Consider the following 19098-nt stretch of genomic DNA (forward strand, 5'->3'; position numbering starts at 1 on the left):
AAAGCATGGCATCATTACTCTGGCGTGACACCTCAAAGAATATCGCTGCCATCTTGGAGAAGCTTCCGGCGGACTATGCAGTTGACTACGATGTCCCGAACAATGTGGAGGATGGATACATAACCATAAACAAGAAGAATTTCACCTATCATGTGGTCATATCCGGCGTTCGCAAATACTCTCCAGATGTGGAGGCCATCGTCAAGAAGAAGAGCGGCCTGAAGTCCATAATAACGATCGAAAAGGTGGAGAAAATAGAGCCGCTATCCTTCATGGAATTCAGGGTCGGAGGGAAGACTCTGGAGGCGATGGGCAGCTTCGAAGTTGCCGAAAGGCAGGTCACTGAGATAAAGGAAAAATACGGGGAAAACCTGTCAGAGGACGTTCAGAAGGTGCTTGACGATGCCAGGGCTATGGGGTTCACCCTGCCTGAATCGGTTGCTGAGGAGATAGCTAGGAGAAGAACAGAATGGGGTGAAAAGGCCTACAAGAACATACTCAAGCGTATAGGTGAGGAGATAGGCAATGAGCTGATAGATCCATACGAAGCCGTTGGAATCATAGCGGCTCAGAGCATAGGCGAGCCAGGTACGCAGATGACGATGAGGACCTTCCACTTTGCGGGTGTCAGGGAGATGAACGTTACTCTGGGTCTGCCGAGGCTCATAGAGATAGTGGATGCAAGGCGCATACCGAGCACTCCGTCCATGACGATCTACCTGAGGCCCGAGTACGAGACAAATGACGAAGTCGTGATGGATGTTGTGAAGAGGCTAGAGAATACAAGCATAAGCGATGTTGCAGATATAATAACTGATATAGGGGAGCTTACCGTTACCGTGAGGCCAGATCCGAGAAAGACAAAGGACAGGCTAATCGAGATGGAAGACATAATGAACGCAATAAGCAAGATAAAGGGCATCACCGTAATGGAGGATTCAGGCCAGATCATAATAAAGCCCCAGCAGGAATCGTTCAAGAAACTTTACCTTCTGCAGGAGCAGATAAAGGGTCTCACGATCAAGGGTATCAGCGGCATAAAGAGGGCCATAGCAAGGGTAGAAGGCAAGGAGCACAGGTGGGTTATCTATACTCAGGGATCCAACCTCAAGGACGTGCTGGAGGTGGACGAGGTCGATCCCACAAGGACTTACACAAACGACATCGTGGAAATAGCGAATGTTCTGGGGATAGAGGCAGCAAGAAATGCGATACTCAATGAAGCTCTCAGGACGCTTCAGGAGCAGGGTCTCAACGTAGACGTGAGGCATCTGATGCTTGTTGCGGACATGATGACGTTCAGCGGTTCTGTGAGGGCAGTTGGAAGGACAGGTATATCAGGAAGGAAGAGCAGCGTACTTGCAAGGGCGGCATTTGAAATAACAACAAAGCATCTTCTGAGGGCAGGCATAATGGGCGAGGTTGATAAACTGGCGGGTGTGGCAGAGAACATCATCGTAGGCCAGCCTATAACGCTCGGGACAGGTGCCGTTGACATAATATATAAGGGTTATCCAAAAACCAAGAAGTGAGGAATGGAGATGAATGAGATAACTGTTGATAATGAGACCATGGCTCACATAGCCATATTCGAGAAGATTGCCAGAATAGAGCTGATGGAATGCGTTGAGAACGAGGATATGATACTTTTTGTCGTCGGAGAACACAAGATGGCTGAGATGTTCCGGAAGAACAAGGAGGTCATATCACAGCTGAAGGAGAAAATAAACAAGCACATACTTGTCGCAGAGGTATCCAGGGATCTGCTCACATTCGTCAGAAATATATTCTTCAGGTACGGCGTGAATGAGATCCAGATCTCATGGAAGAACAACAGGACCGACATAGTCGTGGGCGTGAAGCCAGAGGAGATCGGGAAGGTAATCGGCAAGGAGGGCAAGAACATAAAACTGTTCAAGGATGCTGTATCAAGGTACTTCAACGTCAACAGCATAAGCGTCAAGCAATAGGCCTAGTTAACAGAAAACTTGGAATTTTCCGCAAATATTTAAATTTGTATTTGTAATTAGCAACCCATATGCTCTATCGCCATGGCTGTGCCTTTGATGCATTGCCATAGGCCCGAAGGACATTGAAAGAATGGTGGAATATGAGCGAAGACGACGTTGACAACAGTGTCAAGGATTTCGAAAGCGGCGAAGAGAACGAGGAATCGATAGGGCGAGTTATACTCCCAAACAAGAAGAAGGGGGAGATGTTCGGTATCGTTGAGAAGATGGAGGGTGCATCCAGGCTCTCCGTAATGTGCGAGGACGGATACACCAGGAATGCGAGGATACCCGGGCGCATGCGCAAGCGCATGTGGATAAGGGAAAAGGATCTTGTTATAGTCAAACCATGGGAATTCCAGCCTGAGAAGGCCGACGTTGTCTACCGTTATACGAAAACACAGGCAAGCTACCTCAGCAGGAATCACATGCTGCCGGAGGTCATAGATATTTTCAAATGAGGTGATGAAAGATAGATGACTCGGCTCTCAGGCAGCTGATAAAGAATGACGAGTTCGCCTTCAGGTCGAATCTCGACAGGAAGACGATCGATCTTGTATTCGACAGGCGGACGCTGGAGGCCATCAAATATGTATTTTCAAGATACAGCATAGATTACCTTGATTTTCCAATATCTTCAGGCAAGGAATCCGTGGTTTTCAGAGCCGTTTCAGGGAAAAAATTTGTGGCTGTAAAGATATTCAAGATGTCCACGCTCAAATTCATGAGCATACGCAAATACATCGAGGGGGATCAGCGCTTCTCGAAGATAAGGATCGACAGGAACGACATAGTACCAGTTTGGGTAAGAAAGGAATACACGAACCTGATGGCGCTTGAGAACGCGCATGTTCCTGCACCAAAACCCATAGGTTTTTTCAAGAACATACTGGTCATGTCTTACATCGGAACGAAATCCGGGCCGGCGCCTCAGCTGAAGGATGTTGAGATCGACGAGGGCATTTACGATCAGGTCATAGATGGAATGAGGCGCATGTACGCGAACAGGATAGTTCACGCTGATCTGAGCGAGTACAACATGCTTTTCCATCGAAAGGTGTACTTCATAGACCTGGCGCAGGCTGTCGATATGGATCATCCCATGGCAGCCGAGTTCCTGGAGAGGGACATAGTCAACGTAAGCAACTTTTTCCAAAAGCACGGAATAGAAACGGATCCGGATAAGATAAGAGAATACATAAAGAAGAAGTAGCGGGGGATGGATTTGAACCATCGATCTACGGGTTATGAGCCCATCGGGATTTCCTGACTACCCCACCCCGCTTCAATCCAGCATAGTGGACGAATAATGGCTGTAGGGGCTTATCATATCTGCCTTAATCAATCTTTCGCTGGAACAGGTGCAGATCGCAGTTTTCCGGCATCATCCGAAGCTCTCCTCGATCCTCCTGAACCTGAGCTCCCTCGCCTTCCTCTCAAGAAATTCGTAAACGGTCCTGTGCTTCTTTCCATTTATGATCATGTTTATTGCTTCTTCGGCGTACGTCACGGCGAGATAATCGCCTATTATGGAAACGGTGTCGCCGTATACGGATATGAACGATCCCGTCAGCTCTTCTATTATGGTCCGTGTCTTCCCACCGGTACCAATAACCCTGGCCTTGATCTGGGCTATGCGGCTTGATCCAGGCTTGGCAAACTCCCTCAGCGATATTATGACCAGCTGCATGCCATCCTCAAAGAGAAGCATGGCCTTATCCGGATTGAATCCGCGGCCTATTGCCTGAACAACGCTCTTAGCTGTGTTGGATTTGATCGCATCCCCCATCTGGTCTATCGATACCTCTCCCTCATTGCTGTCTATGGTCAGCTTTACCTCGCCGTTCTCCTCTATCCTCTTCTTTGTTGAACCGTCCTTTCCGATAACTATGCTTATCCTATCCTTCGGAACTCTGACGGTATCGAAATACAAACTATCATCACCAGTGAACAATTATTATGATCTGGAATATCAACGTTGCCATTCAAAATGTGCAGTGAGGTATCCTCACCGCATGTATTCCTTGCCTATGGATTCTCTGGCTATTATGAGCTTCATTATCTCACGCGAACCCTCGGCAAGCATGAACGATCGTATACCGCGCAGTGCCCATTCTTCGGGGCAGTCCTTGGAATATCCATATGCACCCTGCCACTGCATCGCGTCGTTTATTGCGTCGAATCCCCATGTAGTAGATATTAGCTTTGCCATGGCAATGTTCTTGCTGACATAGAATCTGCTGTATTTCCCGTGCCTCTGCTCCTGATCGTATATCCACAGCGCCCTGTACGCGAAGCTGAGGGCAGCCTCCATCTTGGCCACGTCGTCAGCGACCTGGAACTGAAGGCCCTCAAACGTGGCGATCTCGCGGCCAAAGGCCTTCCTCTGCTTCATGTAGTTTATTCCATTTTCTATGGATTTCAGCGCTGTTCCAGCGGATATGACCGATATGAGGCCCCTTGCGAATTCAAAACCTTCATGAACTATGTTGAAGCCCCTGTTCTCCTCCCCGATGAGGTACTTTGCCGGAACATGGAGATCGTTGAACCTCAGCACACCCCATGACGAACCCTCCCTGCCCATCTCCTCCAGATAGGATATCTCGATATCGTCGGAATAGGGTATGTAGAGAAGTGATATACCACGTGAACCGGCATTTTCCCTGGTTTTCACGACAGTAACAAAGCCACCGCCATGCTCCTTGACATCGCGAACAAGGCTTATGAATGATTTCTCGCCGTTGACTATGTATTCATCACCGGACCTCTTCGCAACGGTGTCTATGCCCGCAACGTCTGAACCGTGTCCGGATTCCGTGGAGGCTATGGCCGTTATCCATTCGCCCTTTGCAACCTTCCTAAGGATATCTCCGAAGACCTTCTCATTTCCGTACTTCGCCATGAGATACGACCACGCGTTGTCAACCAGAAAGAGCACCGGTATGGATGCGGTCGGATCGTTCCTTGCTATCTGCTCTGCGACTATTCCGGTCGATACGGCATCTGCGCCCATGCCCCCGTACTTCTCTGGCACGGTCATCCCAAGGTAGCCCATCTTTGCCATCTGGCTGTACACTTCGTCCTGTATCCTACGCTGGCTCCTCATCTTTCCAATGGATGGCGCTATGACGGATTCTGAAAATTTCCTTGCCGTCTCCATCAGAAGTTTCTGATCCTCGGTAAATTCGAAATCCATAAAGTTAAAGCACTACGCCGGTTAAATCTTTTTTCCAGAGAAATCTTATTTGTCCTTTAAGAATAATTATAATATACGGTGTAACAATCAAAGTTTATGGAGAGCTTTTATCATTCGGTTCCAGTTGGCCCAAAGCCGCCAGAGGAGGTCTACGTCATCGTAGAGATCCCAAGGGGAAGCAGGGTGAAGTACGAGATAGCCAAGGACTTTCCGGGCATGCTAGTTGACAGGGTGCTCTATTCATCCGTTGTTTATCCTGTTGATTACGGTCTCATTCCCAGAACGCTTTATTATGATGGAGATCCCATGGACGTGATGGTTCTCATATCGCAGCCGACTTTCCCCGGAGCCATCATGAAGGTCAGGCCCATCGGCATGATGAAGATGGTGGATCAGGGTGAAACGGACAATAAGATACTCGCAGTTTTCGACAAGGATCCCAATGTCAGCTACATAAAGGATCTGAAGGATGTCAATGCCCATCTGCTTGATGAGATAGCAAACTTCTTCTCAACGTACAAGATCCTGGAGAAGAAGGAGACAAAGGTTCTTGGATGGGAGGGCAAGGAGGCTGCCCTAAAGGAGATAGAAGTGTCTATTAAGATGTATGAGGAGAAATACGGAAAGAAGAACTAGGTGTCCAGCATGTCCTGGATAGAGGTGCGTGTTGGTTCCGGAAACATAATGGTTGATGAGGATCTCGTTTCGGAGGTCCGGAATCAATACATCGTTCTGCGCACCAGGATGGAGAATGGCCCCTGCCAGGATGGAATGTGCCAGATAATAAGGCAACTGGACGTTTCCATAGAGGATCAGGCCTCAGACGGTATGCTCTTCTTCGGCGATCAGGATATTCGCATAGCGATGGACGGCCAGACGTACAGATCCATCAACAAGGGCAGGGAGATCGTGAAGATCAGGCGCGGCAGATCCGGACTTCAGGTTTCCGGTTTCACATACGTAACCTGATACATATTCAGGTGCAGGCAATCTATTTACTAATGAAAACAATTTGCAGATGTGCCTGATCCATACTATGACCAGCTGCAAAGGGTGCGCATACTCATAACGCTTAGGAGATATACGGAAGCCCTCAGGGTCATAGACGATCTCGCAATGCAGAAGGAGGATCAGGTTCTATTTCATTACAAGATGTCCATTCTCTACAGATCAGGAAAATATGAGGAACTCAGGAGAATCGCTGAGTATGCGACATCCAGGTTTCCTGACAGTTTGTCCATGCGCCTCTGGCATCTCATCGGCGATATGAAGGGCGGCGAAGTTCTCGCGATGGCAGATATAATGCCATCAATTGACCGCATCGCTGCCTCCGAGAAGCAGGACGGAGGGCTCAGATTTCCGGATAAATATGCGCAGAGATTCTACGAATCCATAACATTCCTGAAGGATACCTATGGGAAAGCCATGATAAGCATGGACGCAGCAGACTTAGTGAAGAAGGTAGTGGCCGACAGGATACCTCAGGATATATGCGACGGGCTTTACACATCACAGTTCGATGCCTATGACAAAAACCTGATCGGCCTTACGGGAAACAGCAGGTCGTTCTACCTGCTTTCCAGGGGAAGGGTGGGCGATGCATTTATAGAAGCGCTGCGCATGGCCCAGACAGAGATATACAGAAAATTCATGGCAGAAAAGTTCATAGAATTTTACAGGGAGACCGAATCACAGAGGGATCCCTTCATACTCGCCGTCCGGTATCACATAATGCGCCTCAAGGAAAGAAGCATTCAGGCCCTTGACAGGGCCACAAATGTAGGCTTTCTGGAGAAGAGCATAGCCAGGATCATCATTGAGTCTGAGTATAATGTGTTAGCTTCTTCAGAGGTTCCACAAACGGTTCAGGCGTCACGCTGATTATGTGCCTGAGATCCTCGTCTCTCCCAGCAAACCTGTACAGAGCAAATGAATTGAGCAGAACCGGCAGCATGGCCTTGAGAGACCCGCTGAGATGGTCTTCCTCTATTATCCTGTACCTTGAAGAAACGATCCTGTCATAATTTCCGCTGTATATGTTTTCGAAAATCGAATAGCATGCATCGTAGTACTCAAGATTCGTTGGGGGCTTGGGCATGCGCCTGAAGTATTCCTTGAATCCATCGACGTTATCGGTGAAGAGGTACATCAGTGCCCTGTGGAACGCGGTATTTATGATTTCGTACGGTATGTTCATATGGTACGCAGCCTGCTCAGCCTTCTCCATGTATTTCAGGGCCCTCTCGCTATCCCCTTTGAGGTAGAAGTGATAGGATACCGCGATGTAGAAGATGCTTGCATAGTCGTCCCTGTACACGTTCTTCTCGATCTCCTCCTCCTTAATCGAAGAACCCCCATCTTCCAGATCGGATATTATCGAAGCAAATATCCTGGCCATGGAGGACTGCTCCTCATTGGCGCCCTCTTCCGCAGCCATCTCTGTGTATTTCCTGGCCATCTTGAAGTCCAGCAAACCGGTGTAGTAAAGCCCAAGGAATCTGTGGATGTGGTAGGCAGCGCGCCTCTCTCCGGTAACATCGAGTATTCTCAGCATCAATGGTATGTATCCCTCAGCGTATTCCTGATGCCCTATCACGTAGTAGATCTCTGAAAGGTTGTATATGGCATAGAGCCTTGATATGAGATCTCCTGTAGTGTAAGTGTGTTCGATGAGTTCCTTCAGTGTGCTGATGGCCTGATCGTATTTGCCGGTATAAACATCTATCAGCGATATATTGTTCAGGTTCCTTGCGATCTCAGAGTAGTTTCCCATTGATCTGTTTATACCAAGCGCTTCGCTGTATTTCTTCAGGGCGTCATCATACCTGTATTCAGCCATATCTATTCCGCCGAGAAGATTCAGTGATCCTGCCTCTATATCCTTCATCCCCAGCGCCCTGGATCTGGCGAGAACATCGTTCAGCAGCTTTCTCGCCTCATCGTATTCTCCACGCCTGTAAAGTATGGATGATCTCTTGTATATGACGGACACCTCGCTTTTTTCATCCTGCAGCTTTCCCGATACTTCGTCGAGAATCTTTTCCGCATCCCGGTACTGGCCCTTGGAGATGAGTATGCTTGACACATCCAGGATGACGGGGAGGTTGTCCACCTGAACTTTTCTGTAGCATTCCAGAGCGCGTTCCAATTCGCCCTTTCTGTAGTATGCATGGCATAGCACGTACATCGATGGCGAGTTTTTGATCTCGTTGAACACATACTCAAGATCCTCAATGGCTTCGTCAATGGAGCTGAACTGTTCAACCAGCTTCTCGCCAGTTGCATCAATTATTCTCATCATCTCATCGATCTTTCCGCCCTGCCTGAGTATGTGTATTCTCTGCGCCTCGTTAAGCGATCGGAAAAAATCGGTCTCGATCATCTTCTGTATAACATATTCACGATCGGATTCCGACATGGATCTTGCGATCATCTGCTTCACCTTCTCGTTGTCATACCTCACGGATCCGCCGGTGAATCGGATCATTCCGGACGCTTCAAGAGGCCTGACGATATCAAGCAGGGCGGATTTCGATCTGCCCATGAGCTTCGCCAGGTCTTCCAGTTTCAATTCGCCGCCTGCCATCGCCATTATCTGCATCAGAGTCCGCTGCACCGGCGTGAGTTCCTTAAGCATTCGATCGTAGTATATCTCCGTGGTAGGCGGTACAGGGAAATACCGGAAGGACACCTCGTTTATCTCATTCTTCTCATTTATCAGGCCGAGATCACGATAGTACCGAAGGGCATATCTGAAGTTGTCCATATTGAAATTTGTGATTCTGGCTATCTCCTTTACAAAGTTTTCCGGCAGCTTGTAACCCATCTTCTTCGTGAGGAAAATTACATCATCTGTTCCAGGCTTCTCTACCTTCAGAATATTGATGTAATCTTCGCTTGTTATGAAATTTATGAATCTGTCATAGTCCTCGCTGCTATCTGTACTGTATGTTCCGATGAATACCATGTTTCTGCCTCTTCCAGCCCTGCACATGTAAAGGAGCAGATTTTTCGATTCAATGGTCAGCTTCTCCATTCCGTAGACCGCAACAGCTATCTTACGCCTATTATTCTTAACAAACTCGTCGAACTCACTTATTATCTCATTTTTATCTCTGCTGGCCTGCTTTTCGCTAAGCTTGTCCATGATGGAGTTCACGGTCTGATTCCTGTATAACTCGCCCATTGGCGGTGCTGTCTCAGATACTATTAAATAATCCATCTTCTCAAGGGATCTGAGCACGAGATCTACTATGTCCCGCTTTCCGATGAAGCTGTCTCCAACAAGCAAATATGCGGAGGATCCTTTCTGGATGGTGGATATTACAAAGTCAGGTATCTCCCTGATCGCTAGGGCCTTCTCCATAGCACACCATTTGCAGTTTTGAATTAAAACTTTCTTCCTTCGATCAAGATTTCATTTCATGTTAAGGTATACCCTCTTTCCGGAATACGTTGTCCTGGATATACCAAACTCTGGATTGTTCCTGAGCTGTTCAATGTCGAATACCGGCCCCTGCCTGCATACCTGAAGCCCTCCAACGGAGCATGAATCGCAGATGCCAATGCCGCATTTCATGGTCCGTTCCAGCGAGAACTCTGCTCTGGCATTCATACTGGCCAGTTTCTGCATCACCCTGTACAGCATCGGTTCAGGACCGCACACGTATATCTTCCTGTAAACCGAAATATCCAGGCGGTCGAGGAACTCATGCGGAAATCCGTGGAAACCCTCGCTGCCGTCATCCGTAGCTATGAATAGCCTGCTCTCCGGAAAGCGGTCTGTGAAGATTAACTCCTCCTTTGTCTTTGCGGATATCAGTGCATCAGTATCGGAGTCTGCTATGGGAAGCAGGGAGGCTATTCCAGATCCGCCGCCTATGATCAGTTTTCTTCCAGATTCTATTTGAAAGCCGTTGCCATAGGGTCCACGTATGTAGAATTCATGGCCTGGCTCCATATCAATCATGGCCTGTGAAACCTTCCCATAGGCTTTAACAGTGATACCCTTCGGCGATCCTACGTAGGAGAGGGACATTGGAATTTCACCAAGGCCCGGAAGCCACACCATGACAAACTGCCCGGGCTTAACATCGTGATCCCACCTGAAGAACAGTGTCCTGACATTCTTTGCCTCATCCCTGACCTGATCAACCGTGATTCTGTTCATCTTATCGCCACCCCTACCATATCCTGAATGCTGTGGAATTTCTCATCATCCATAAAGGTGTTCATCTGGGATATTATATTACGAAAAACAGATTTTCCCACGGTATAGAGCGCAGTACCTATCTGAACTGCGGAGGCTCCGGCCATTATGTATTCAACGGCGTCCTCATATGTCGTTATGCCGCCCACCCCTATGATATCCTTTCCCGTCTCCTTTTTCACCTCGTATACATATCTAACGCCGACAGGCTTTATTGCAGGCCCGGACAGGCCGCCATAGGCGTTGGTAAGGACGGGCATCCTCGCCCTTATGTCGATCTTCATGGCCTTAACCGTGTTTATGAGGACATACGCATCGGCCTTTTCCGCAGCCTTCGCTATCTCTATTATGTCGGATACGTTTGGGCTGAGCTTCGCGAAGACAGGCACGCTGATCTTGGATTTCATCTCATTCACAATATCCTCAACAAGATCCGGATCGGAGCCCACCTCAAGGCCAAAGCCCTTAACATGCGGGCAGCTCAGGTTGAGTTCAACGGCATCACAACCATATTCCTGCATTTTCCTGCCGAGATTGACAAAGGATTCCGCGTCCGAGGCAAAGACACTTCCTATGACGGGCTTCCCGGATCTTTTTGCTATCCTTATCTCCTCCGCGAAATTGTCTATGCCTGGATTGGAAAGGCCCACCGCGTTGATAAGGCTGTCACCATATTCAACTATTACCGGTGCAGAATAACCATTTCTCTCTTCCATGCCTATGGATTTCGTGACCACGGCTGCAGCGCCGTTATTCATAACATCAAGCATGGTGTATCCATTTTCATCAAGAATTCCAGAAGCCAGCATCAGTGGGTTCTCCAGCCTGATTCCGGCCACAGATGTTGAGAGATCAGCCATCAAGAGGTTAAGGCGTACACATATGTAAATGCTTTTCTTGGATCATAGATGGTACGCTGGAAGGATGAGAATTGGCATTGCATTCTGATAGCTATGATGAAATTAAAATAGTTAAAATCAAGGGCAAATATTTAGATATCAATATTTTAAGAGAAAACTATATTTCCCAGGATGCAATCTGCGTGATCGCAAATATGTCAAAATTTTCAAGGTCTGCTGTATTCTCCATACTGATCATACTTGCGGTAACCTTCACCATGAGGATGACAACGAATATGCTCATGACTTCAATCCCCGTACTGGCAAAGTTCACGCTTCTTGCATCAACATTTTTGACCGCGCTTCCTGTTGTCATGTACGCGGTCACGGGCCTCCTGGCAAACCTGTTTCTTAATGGCAGGATCAGGGCTTCCAGGATATCCCTATCGATAGCGGTGTCGCTCTTTGTGATGGCCGTATCGCTTCCGCTCTTCTACCTTGCAAGGAACATATGGGAGGTCGCGGCCATAGCTGCTATGGATGGCCTTTCAATGGGCCTTGTTCCCCCGCTGCTGCTCACGCTGATATCGCTGGCGTATGAAGATATACGGGACAATGTCCTGGGTTTTTATACATCCGCCCTTTCCATCAGCCTGATAGCCGGCACATTCATGCAGGGTTTCCTTCTATCGTCCATATCCGTTTCCGTCAGGGATCTATTCCTGTATTTCTTCCCTGTACCGCTGATCTCAGCCCTATTGATGCTTGTATTAGCGTCTAGGCTGAAGATTGACGACGGGGGCGAAAGGAGAAACATATCCACATCGACCATAATAAGGACCATACCCAGGCTGTTCAGAAACAGCGGCTTCAACTTCGGTTTCTTCGGCAACCTCACATATTCATTCCCGTTCGTGATAATAATGACATACGGAAGCCTGATCGCAAAGTATTATTCTGGTCTTTCGCCGGCCATGTTTTTCTATGCGCTTACGTCATTCTTCTTCGTATCCATGGTGACCAGACTGACTATGTCCTTCAGGCCGCCCGAGAACAGGTACAGGCTCATGTTCGTCTCGCTTGCCTTCACGATTGCAGGTTTCATAGCACTCACGCTGAGCCGTGATCCCTATGAGTTCGTCATCTCCATGGTGCTGCCGGGATTCCCGCATGGATCCATATACCCAATAGCAACGATGAGCGTATCTTCCTCTGTGCAGAAGTCTGAGGTTTCAATAGCATTTGCCACGTTCAACATAATATTCAACATACTGAACCTTGCGCTCCCCGCTGCCTTTGGTTACATAGCACAGGTGACCACTATCCGTGTGGCCATGCTGGTTATGATAGCTCCCATGGCGTACATCTCATACGAATCCATAAGAAACGGCATTGCCATAAGGAGGCAACGTTCCGTGACAACACCAGACTGAAGCACCGTATCTCTGGATACATTAATTCAATTTACCGATGTGCAGTTCCGGATCGCCAACATTCTTTTATAACGTTTCCATATCAACATCAATGAAAACATCGGATGTATCAGGCTTTTACAAGCTATCTGTTGATGATCGTATTCAGTTCGTGAAGGAATTTTCAGATCTTACCGATGATGAAGTATCCATCCTCAAGAAGAATGGTTCATTGCCAATTGAAAAAGCCGACAAGATCATCGAGAACGTAATAACAACTATTGAAATGCCGATGGGCATAGCCGTGAACTTCAGGATCAATGACAGGGACTATCTCATACCCATGGCCATCGAAGAGCCATCAGTCGTTGCCGCAGCATCCAATGCGGCAAAGGTGGCAAGGAAGAGGGGAGGTTTCAGGGCCTTTGCCACAGAACCGATAATGATAGGCGAAATACAGGTCCTGGACGTTCCGGCACCATACAGTGCAAAGATAGCCCTGCTTGAGTCAAAGCAGAAGATACTGGATATGGCAAATACAAGGAGCAAGACCCTATCATCCATGAACGCGGGCGCAAGGGATCTGGAAGTTGAGATATTTGAATACCCGTACAGGATGATGATAGTGCATCTGATAGTGGACGTGCGGGACGCCATGGGCGCAAACGTTATCAACAGCATGTGCGAATACGTGGCGCCGGAGATAGCTAGAATAACCGGCGGCCGCGTAAACCTCAGGATACTGAGCAACCTTACGAAGAACAGGATCGCCTATGCCTCAGCAGTTTTCCCGAAGGAAATAATAGGTGAGGAGGCTGTGGACAGCATAATAGAGGCCTACCATATGGCTGCCATAGATATATACAGGGCCGCGACGAACAATAAGGGCATAATGAATGGTGTGGACGCAGTTCTCATAGCAACGATGAATGACTGGAGATCCGCAGAAGCCAATGCGCATTCCTACGCAGCCATGTATGGTTATGGCCCGCTGGCAAGGTACGAGAAGGACGCGAATGGAGATCTTGTGGGCAGCATTGAGATACCGATGGCGGTCGGTACAATAGGCGGAACAACGAGGAGCATAGAAAAGGCCAGGATCGCCATGAAGATTCTTGGCGTGAAGGATGCCAAAGAATTTTCTGGCGTTCTGGCTGCCGTTGGCCTGGCCCAGAACTTTGCGGCCCTGCGTGCACTGGCAACGGAGGGAATTCAGCGTGGGCATATGGAGCTCCATTCGAGAAACATTGCCATGTCTGTCGGTGCAGTCGGTGATGAGATCGATAAGGTTGTTTCCAGGATGATAGAGGAGAAAAATATATCGATGGCAAACGCACAGAAGATACTTCAGGAGATAAGGAATAAGAACTGAAAAAGGTAATCTCATGGTATCCGCATAGGTTCTTCGATAAAAGCCGGCATGTTCTGGCTCTTGCGATACATATAAATTTACGGGTAAACTATGGACGCATATGTCCATAGTGGTATTTTTTGGAGTTTTGATCCTCATACTCATCGTTGCGATAATCATACTGTACCTCGATATACGGTCTCTTCAGAGAAAACTCGCTGCCAAGGAAGCAGAGATACAGACGACTCTGCAGAATGCCACGCGAACGGTGAATGAAGCCATTGCTATGCGTGAGGAGGCGCAGAAGCTGAAGGAGGACCTGGAAAAGCGCATAGAGGAGGCCAGGCGAGAATCTGTTCAGAAGAGCAGGGAGGTCGTTGCTGGAAAGGTCTCGGAACAGCTTGCCCCATTCTTTCCAAACTTCAAATACAATCCAAAGGACGTGAGATTCATAGGCACGCCGATAGATCTGATCGTTTTCAACGGCCTAGATTCGGGTCACATCGATTCGATAGTATTTATTGAGATAAAGACCGGCAATGCAAGGATGACGGACCGCGAGAAGAGTGTTATGGATGCAATAAATGCATCGAGGGTATCGTTTGAAATTCTGCGCATAGATTCAGCCATAGACCAGGTGGAGTGATCCGCATCTCAGCCTAGAATCGAATCCTGTTTATTCGAATACGTATCTCTGCCTTTACGGGTATATGCACCCCATCTCTGCATTGATATCCACGGGCGTGAGTTCTGGCTGCACCAGACATGTTCTCATCAGGACGAAGATTATGTGAATGCTTGTGAATACGATCGTTACGTAAATACGTGCATCTCCTCTCCGAGTACATAAGTTTTATTGCCTCCTCATAGCGCATAACTTTCCCATAAAACCATAGAATGGATATGGCATGTTTTCATAGTTTTCCATGACCTCAATGTGTCAGTATAAGATTGAAAAATAGGGCATGACGTTCAGCATCTTTTAAAAACAGCCTGCAAGATCACTGGCTTATCTTTCTCCACCAGTATGGATACTGGTTTAGTATCTCAAGGTTTGGATAGACCGCTGCAATCTTGTCTCTAAGTATAGCATGTTCTATCACGGCTTCCAGATATTCCCCAGCCTTCATTCCATAATCGTTTACCAGCTCCTGCGGGATCTCAAGCCCCAGATGTTCATAGCCTCTGTTATCCCTGAATGTGACCGTCCTGCATATGGCCTTTTCACCTATGCTGTGTGTTGGAAGTTTGAGATGCGGATCGAATACCTTTACAAGGTCGACGAGAAGATATTCACCTTCCTTTCCTTCCAAGTTTGCATATCTGGCAGTCTCCCCAGGTATCCTCACTATTATCTTTCCGTTTTCCTCCCTGAGCATTTCCACGAAGCGTTCAGGCATTGGTAATAAAATCAGTGAAGCTATAAAAGTTTAACTGTTATTTTTTGATACAAAAAAAGCCAATTGAATTGAAAGCAGACATTGCGAAAACAATGAAAAGGAGTGATGGTCTTAAATTTCCTTTCAATAGCACTGTGCGATATTGCATAGCAATCCACATGGAGGCCATTCGCCTGTAAGCGTGATCGGTTAGGCTACGGCATGCATGGCATCTGCCGTGAATTTTTAAGGCGATAACTTATCAATAAGCAAGTCGAAGAAAAGAGATCAAAATAGAAATGATTTTTACGATTTCATGCTTAAACAGGACTCGGTCATTGTGTATATGCCATCAGCAGAATAACGAAATAGCTGGATATTCCCCCTGCCGCAATGAATAGAATAGTGTCTGCATACGGCTTCTCAGGTTTCATCGAACTGATCAGGGTTGTGTTCACGTACAGGGTTATGCTGTAGTTCTGCGGGGTAGACGTAGCGTTTGTTATCTCCACGTAATTTCCGGTAGAGTTGAAATACGTTATATTCTGCCATGCATACGAACTCTTATTGAGCGGAGCTATGTCATATATGTACACTGGATCCGATGTGGAGTTCAATGTAAAGTTGAGGGTTATCGTCTTCGTGTACGGGCTTATGAAATATATGGGATATGTCGTATTGTTAACCGTTACGGACATGGCGGGAGTTAGATCTGGCTTCACCTCCATGTTTCCGGATATACTTATGGAAGTTGATGATGATGAATGCCCAGTAACTTCGTATGCGACACCCACAAATATTATTAATGCGACAACACTTATGGCGATGCTTGCCCTGTTTGAAAGCATAAGCCTGAATTTGATATACATATAAAATGTTTTCTGATAATTAATTAGCAAATAATTAATTAGTTAAGTATTTATAATGGCACTCAATTCACCCTCATGGTTCAGTACAAGTGGGTTGCACTTTCCAATACAACCATTGGAGTCCTCATGGCTTCAATTAACGGTACTATAATGATGATTTCCCTTCCAGCCATATTCAGAGGGATAAACCTGAACCCATTTCTGCCGTCGTCATTCCAGTATCTGCTATGGATACTGATGGGCTACATGGTGGTCACTGCTGTCTTGCTTGTGACCGTAGGCAGGCTTTCCGATATGTACGGGAGGGTGCGTCTCTTTAACCTTGGTTTTGCGATATTCACTGCAGGTTCCATACTGCTGTTCCTCACGCCAGGCCACGGTACATCTGCAGCAATGTACATGATAATGTTCAGAATGGTACAGGCAGTGGGTGCATCTTTCCTGTTCGCTAATTCCGCGGCCATAATAACGGATGCCTTCCCGTCAAACGAGAGGGGAAAGGCAATGGGTATAAACCAGATAGCCGGTCTCGCAGGTTCCCTTATAGGGCTCATACTTGGCGGGATCCTTGCAACGATCAACTGGCGCTACGTCTTCCTGGTAAGTGTTCCGGTGGGTGCGCTGGGCACGATCTGGTCATATCTGAAGCTGAAGGATCAGTCCGTTAGGAGAAAGGACGAAAAGATCGATCTGCCTGGAAATGTCACGTTTGCAGCTGGCCTGACTCTAATACTCATAGGCATAACATACGGCCTGATGCCGTATGGATCCTCAAGCATGGGATGGTCCAGCCCATGGGTTATCAGTGCCATGGCTTCTGGTGCTGCGATGCTGGTAGCATTCCCGTTCATAGAGCTCCATGTGGATCAGCCGATGTTCAACATGCACCTGTTCAAATACAGGGGTTTCACATTCGGAAACTTCGCGGGTTTCTTCCAGTCGATGGGCATGGGCGGCGTGATGTTCATGGTCATAATACTCCTCCAGGGTATATGGCTGCCACTTCATGGCTATTCCTATTCGTCTGTGCCATTCTGGGCAGGCATATACACGATACCGATGATGGCCGGTTTCGTCCTCTTTGGTCCAATCGCCGGTGCACTATCCGATAGGATAGGCGCAAGGCTGCTCACAACGCTCGGTATGAGTGTTAGCGCAGTAGCTTTCATACTCCTCACGCTTTTCCCGTACAACTTCAGCTATCCGCCATTCGCCGCAACACTGTTTATGATGGGTTCCGGCATGGGGCTGTTCGGCGCACCGAATATAACTGCAGTGATGAACTCGCTCCCACCGCATTACCGCGGTACCGGATCTGGAATGAGAGCTACACTTCAGAACACCGGCCAGACAGCAAGTATGGGCATTTTCTTCTCAATAGTTCTCATAACCCTGACAGCTTACCTCTCATCCTCATTCAATACGGCTCTGGCTGCCGCAGGCGCCTCGGTACTCATACCTGTGTTTGACAAGATACCCGCGACATCGGCACTGTTCTCCGCATTCCTGGGTTACAATCCAATGCAGACCATCCTTGGGCTGCTTCCGGCATCTTTTGCATCCCTGATAAGCCCATCATCGCTTGCCATACTTGAGGGCACCCACTGGTTCCCGCTTGCTCTTGCTCCTGCTTTCATGAAGGCTCTCCACGCATCATTCTATGCGGGTGCGGGCATACTGGTCGTGGCTGCGCTGCTTTCGGCTTTCAGGGGAAAGAGATTTGTCTATGGAGAAGAGACCGAATTAAAGGAAAAGATGCAACAGACCACTGAGGCCAAACTGTCCTCCCAGCTGGAAGTGATGAGGGATGGTAAGAAATGATCGGTGAGGACTGCGACGCACTGATGGAAATATGGCACCATTTCGCCAAGGTATACGTCCTTGGAAAGAGGAGGATGGAGGACAGCTTACAGATCACGCAGCTCAAGCCGATAGAGGTACGCATACTCTACTATCTTTCTGAGGAGAACTTCAACGTCAACAGGCTTGCAGAAATGAACTTCGTCACGCCGGCATGGATAACAGGTGTGCTGGACGACCTTGAGAACAGGGGTTACATAGTTAGATCCAGAAACGCATCAGACAGGCGCGTGGTGAACGTTGAAATCACGGACAAGGGGCGTGAGATCCTGGCTGAGAGCCACCGTATCTACGTCAATTTTCTCAGAGAATCGCTGAGCAGCTTTACTGACGGTGAAATCGAGGAATTCACCAGGCTTCTCAGGAAGATAGAGGAAACGCTGAACAGGAACATTCAGGAGGAAGCCGGGTCGCTATAGGTAATCGTACTTGCTGTCCTCCTCGTCTATTTTTTCCTCCTCTTTTTCTGATCCCTCGATGGGGCTGGCAATTTCCTCACCGCTTCTCAGCGAAGAAACAAAGCCGCCTGTCAGGGAAAAGACGATCAGTATTGCGACGGACGAGGGCACGATCACGAAGAATGTGTAGGCTATCCCGGCATATGAATACAGATATGTTGCGAAGTTTGAAACAGAAACGATGCCCGACGTTGAGATTGGAATCACGCCGTAGCTCACATATCTATCGACCACTGCTAGCAGTCCGGTTCTGAATGGATAAAGCATTACGGCAATTATTATGAACAGTCCGGATACAGCCAGCGAGGCTATGAAACCGCTCTTCATATTTCCAGATTTTCTTCCGCCCAGATAACCCGCTATGGCAGGCCCAGCCACCGGAAGCCACCAGAGTATGACAGAAAAGAGGAGCATGTACGCGAATCCAGCGTAAAGCGAATATATACGTCTGTACTGCAGCGCATCCTCCTTGACACCGCTCATTGAATATGCCATTGTCTGACAAAAACAAAGAAA

Annotated in this window: 20 protein-coding genes and 1 tRNA gene; 12 read left to right on the forward strand and 9 right to left on the reverse strand. The window is 47.8% G+C overall.

Going from position 1 to position 19098, the window contains the following annotated elements; genetic code table 11:
- Nucleotides 1-5 precede the first annotated feature (5 nt).
- From rpoA2 to TA_RS02070, 4 genes are all read left to right on the forward strand, one after another.
- Nucleotides 6-1532, forward strand: a complete 1527-nt coding sequence (gene rpoA2, locus TA_RS02055) for a DNA-directed RNA polymerase subunit A'' (RefSeq protein WP_048162261.1) — start codon at nucleotides 6-8, stop codon at nucleotides 1530-1532.
- A gap of 9 nt (nucleotides 1533-1541) precedes the next feature.
- Complete coding sequence (locus TA_RS02060; RefSeq protein WP_010900822.1) at nucleotides 1542-1970, forward strand: NusA-like transcription termination signal-binding factor; 429 nt, start codon at nucleotides 1542-1544, stop codon at nucleotides 1968-1970.
- Nucleotides 1971-2110: 140 nt separating this feature from the next.
- Complete coding sequence (gene eif1A, locus TA_RS02065) at nucleotides 2111-2470, forward strand: translation initiation factor eIF-1A (RefSeq protein ID WP_010900823.1); 360 nt, start codon at nucleotides 2111-2113, stop codon at nucleotides 2468-2470.
- 224 nt (nucleotides 2471-2694) lie between these two features.
- Entirely contained in the window at nucleotides 2695-3222 is a 528-nt protein-coding gene (locus TA_RS02070) for a serine protein kinase RIO (RefSeq protein WP_241761874.1), read from the forward strand.
- On the opposite strand, the gene TA_RS02075 is transcribed toward TA_RS02070, so the two are convergent.
- From TA_RS02075 to TA_RS02085, 3 genes are all read right to left on the reverse strand, one after another.
- Nucleotides 3220-3294: transfer RNA gene (locus TA_RS02075), tRNA-Met, on the reverse strand. The two genes, TA_RS02070 and TA_RS02075, sit on opposite strands and share 3 nt — an antisense overlap.
- Nucleotides 3295-3393: 99 nt before the next feature.
- Entirely contained in the window at nucleotides 3394-3942 is a 549-nt protein-coding gene (locus TA_RS02080; protein WP_048161573.1) for a KH domain-containing protein, read from the reverse strand.
- Between the two features lie 75 nt (nucleotides 3943-4017).
- Nucleotides 4018-5205 carry an acyl-CoA dehydrogenase family protein gene (locus TA_RS02085; protein WP_010900826.1) on the reverse strand — a complete coding sequence of 396 codons (1188 nt, stop codon included), beginning with the start codon at nucleotides 5203-5205 and terminating at the stop codon, nucleotides 4018-4020.
- A gap of 96 nt (nucleotides 5206-5301) precedes the next feature.
- Between TA_RS02085 and ppa the strand changes: the two genes are divergently transcribed.
- From ppa to TA_RS02100, 3 genes are read left to right on the forward strand one after another with little or no spacing between them, the layout of a single operon-like run.
- Nucleotides 5302-5841, forward strand: coding sequence for an inorganic diphosphatase (gene ppa, locus TA_RS02090; protein WP_010900827.1), 540 nt, complete (start codon nucleotides 5302-5304; stop codon nucleotides 5839-5841).
- 9 nt (nucleotides 5842-5850) lie between these two features.
- Nucleotides 5851-6174, forward strand: a complete 324-nt coding sequence (locus TA_RS02095) for a hypothetical protein (RefSeq protein ID WP_156778470.1) — start codon at nucleotides 5851-5853, stop codon at nucleotides 6172-6174.
- A 51-nt stretch (nucleotides 6175-6225) separates the two neighbouring features.
- Nucleotides 6226-7086 carry a hypothetical protein gene (locus TA_RS02100; RefSeq protein ID WP_010900829.1) on the forward strand — a complete coding sequence of 287 codons (861 nt, stop codon included), beginning with the start codon at nucleotides 6226-6228 and terminating at the stop codon, nucleotides 7084-7086.
- Here the strand turns inward: TA_RS02100 and TA_RS02105 are convergent.
- From TA_RS02105 to TA_RS02115, 3 genes are read right to left on the reverse strand one after another with little or no spacing between them, the layout of a single operon-like run.
- Complete coding sequence (locus TA_RS02105) at nucleotides 7019-9571, reverse strand: ATP-binding protein (protein ID WP_010900830.1); 2553 nt, start codon at nucleotides 9569-9571, stop codon at nucleotides 7019-7021. The two genes, TA_RS02100 and TA_RS02105, sit on opposite strands and share 68 nt — an antisense overlap.
- Nucleotides 9572-9622: 51 nt before the next feature.
- Nucleotides 9623-10375, reverse strand: a complete 753-nt coding sequence (locus TA_RS02110) for a dihydroorotate dehydrogenase electron transfer subunit (protein WP_010900831.1) — start codon at nucleotides 10373-10375, stop codon at nucleotides 9623-9625.
- Nucleotides 10372-11274 carry a dihydroorotate dehydrogenase gene (locus TA_RS02115; RefSeq protein ID WP_010900832.1) on the reverse strand — a complete coding sequence of 301 codons (903 nt, stop codon included), beginning with the start codon at nucleotides 11272-11274 and terminating at the stop codon, nucleotides 10372-10374. Before TA_RS02115 ends, TA_RS02110 begins: the two co-directional genes overlap by 4 nt.
- A gap of 194 nt (nucleotides 11275-11468) precedes the next feature.
- Here TA_RS02115 and TA_RS02120 point away from each other — a divergent pair, with 194 nt between their 5' ends.
- The 3 genes from TA_RS02120 to TA_RS02130 all read left to right on the forward strand — a co-directional run bounded on the left by TA_RS02120 (nucleotide 11469) and on the right by TA_RS02130 (nucleotide 14662).
- Nucleotides 11469-12686, forward strand: a complete 1218-nt coding sequence (locus TA_RS02120) for an MFS transporter (protein ID WP_048161576.1) — start codon at nucleotides 11469-11471, stop codon at nucleotides 12684-12686.
- 91 nt (nucleotides 12687-12777) lie between these two features.
- On the forward strand, nucleotides 12778-14037 hold the full coding sequence (locus TA_RS02125; RefSeq protein ID WP_010900833.1) for a hydroxymethylglutaryl-CoA reductase, degradative: 1260 nt from the start codon (nucleotides 12778-12780) through the stop codon (nucleotides 14035-14037).
- 100 nt (nucleotides 14038-14137) lie between these two features.
- Nucleotides 14138-14662, forward strand: coding sequence for a Holliday junction resolvase-like protein (locus TA_RS02130; RefSeq protein ID WP_010900834.1), 525 nt, complete (start codon nucleotides 14138-14140; stop codon nucleotides 14660-14662).
- 355 nt (nucleotides 14663-15017) lie between these two features.
- On the opposite strand, the gene TA_RS02135 is transcribed toward TA_RS02130, so the two are convergent.
- Both TA_RS02135 and TA_RS02140 read right to left on the reverse strand, forming a co-directional pair.
- Complete coding sequence (locus TA_RS02135) at nucleotides 15018-15416, reverse strand: hypothetical protein (protein ID WP_010900835.1); 399 nt, start codon at nucleotides 15414-15416, stop codon at nucleotides 15018-15020.
- A 314-nt stretch (nucleotides 15417-15730) separates the two neighbouring features.
- Nucleotides 15731-16243 carry a hypothetical protein gene (locus TA_RS02140; RefSeq protein ID WP_156778471.1) on the reverse strand — a complete coding sequence of 171 codons (513 nt, stop codon included), beginning with the start codon at nucleotides 16241-16243 and terminating at the stop codon, nucleotides 15731-15733.
- Nucleotides 16244-16339: 96 nt separating this feature from the next.
- Here TA_RS02140 and TA_RS02145 point away from each other — a divergent pair, with 96 nt between their 5' ends.
- On the forward strand, nucleotides 16340-18085 hold the full coding sequence (locus tag TA_RS02145; protein WP_010900837.1) for an MFS transporter: 1746 nt from the start codon (nucleotides 16340-16342) through the stop codon (nucleotides 18083-18085).
- On the forward strand, nucleotides 18082-18543 hold the full coding sequence (locus TA_RS02150) for a MarR family winged helix-turn-helix transcriptional regulator (RefSeq protein ID WP_010900838.1): 462 nt from the start codon (nucleotides 18082-18084) through the stop codon (nucleotides 18541-18543). Before TA_RS02145 ends, TA_RS02150 begins: the two co-directional genes overlap by 4 nt.
- On the opposite strand, the gene TA_RS02155 is transcribed toward TA_RS02150, so the two are convergent.
- Nucleotides 18538-19077, reverse strand: a complete 540-nt coding sequence (locus TA_RS02155) for a hypothetical protein (protein ID WP_156778472.1) — start codon at nucleotides 19075-19077, stop codon at nucleotides 18538-18540. The genes TA_RS02150 and TA_RS02155 overlap by 6 nt on opposite strands.
- Between the last annotated feature and the right edge of the window lie 21 nt (nucleotides 19078-19098).

This window comes from Thermoplasma acidophilum DSM 1728, assembly GCF_000195915.1.
Classification (GTDB): domain Archaea; phylum Thermoplasmatota; class Thermoplasmata; order Thermoplasmatales; family Thermoplasmataceae; genus Thermoplasma; species Thermoplasma acidophilum.

Bases quoted from the DNA above. Each gene is read 5' to 3' on its own strand.
- TA_RS02125 (WP_010900833.1), top strand. From the start codon at position 12,778: ATGAAAACATCGGATGTATCAGGCTTTTACAAGCTATCTGTTGATGAT.
- TA_RS02105 (WP_010900830.1), bottom strand. From the start codon at position 9,571: ATGGAGAAGGCCCTAGCGATCAGGGAGATACCTGACTTTGTAATATCC.
- TA_RS02120 (WP_048161576.1), top strand. From the start codon at position 11,469: ATGTCAAAATTTTCAAGGTCTGCTGTATTCTCCATACTGATCATACTT.
- TA_RS02150 (WP_010900838.1), top strand. From the start codon at position 18,082: ATGATCGGTGAGGACTGCGACGCACTGATGGAAATATGGCACCATTTC.
- TA_RS02095 (WP_156778470.1), top strand. From the start codon at position 5,851: ATGTCCTGGATAGAGGTGCGTGTTGGTTCCGGAAACATAATGGTTGAT.
- TA_RS02140 (WP_156778471.1), bottom strand. From the start codon at position 16,243: ATGCTTTCAAACAGGGCAAGCATCGCCATAAGTGTTGTCGCATTAATA.
- TA_RS02060 (WP_010900822.1), top strand. From the start codon at position 1,542: ATGAATGAGATAACTGTTGATAATGAGACCATGGCTCACATAGCCATA.
- TA_RS02110 (WP_010900831.1), bottom strand. From the start codon at position 10,375: ATGAACAGAATCACGGTTGATCAGGTCAGGGATGAGGCAAAGAATGTC.
- TA_RS02115 (WP_010900832.1), bottom strand. From the start codon at position 11,274: ATGGCTGATCTCTCAACATCTGTGGCCGGAATCAGGCTGGAGAACCCA.
- TA_RS02130 (WP_010900834.1), top strand. From the start codon at position 14,138: ATGTCCATAGTGGTATTTTTTGGAGTTTTGATCCTCATACTCATCGTT.
- TA_RS02145 (WP_010900837.1), top strand. From the start codon at position 16,340: ATGGTTCAGTACAAGTGGGTTGCACTTTCCAATACAACCATTGGAGTC.
- eif1A (WP_010900823.1), top strand. From the start codon at position 2,111: ATGAGCGAAGACGACGTTGACAACAGTGTCAAGGATTTCGAAAGCGGC.
- TA_RS02155 (WP_156778472.1), bottom strand. From the start codon at position 19,077: ATGGCATATTCAATGAGCGGTGTCAAGGAGGATGCGCTGCAGTACAGA.
- TA_RS02085 (WP_010900826.1), bottom strand. From the start codon at position 5,205: ATGGATTTCGAATTTACCGAGGATCAGAAACTTCTGATGGAGACGGCA.
- TA_RS02135 (WP_010900835.1), bottom strand. From the start codon at position 15,416: ATGCCTGAACGCTTCGTGGAAATGCTCAGGGAGGAAAACGGAAAGATA.
- ppa (WP_010900827.1), top strand. From the start codon at position 5,302: ATGGAGAGCTTTTATCATTCGGTTCCAGTTGGCCCAAAGCCGCCAGAG.
- rpoA2 (WP_048162261.1), top strand. From the start codon at position 6: ATGGCATCATTACTCTGGCGTGACACCTCAAAGAATATCGCTGCCATC.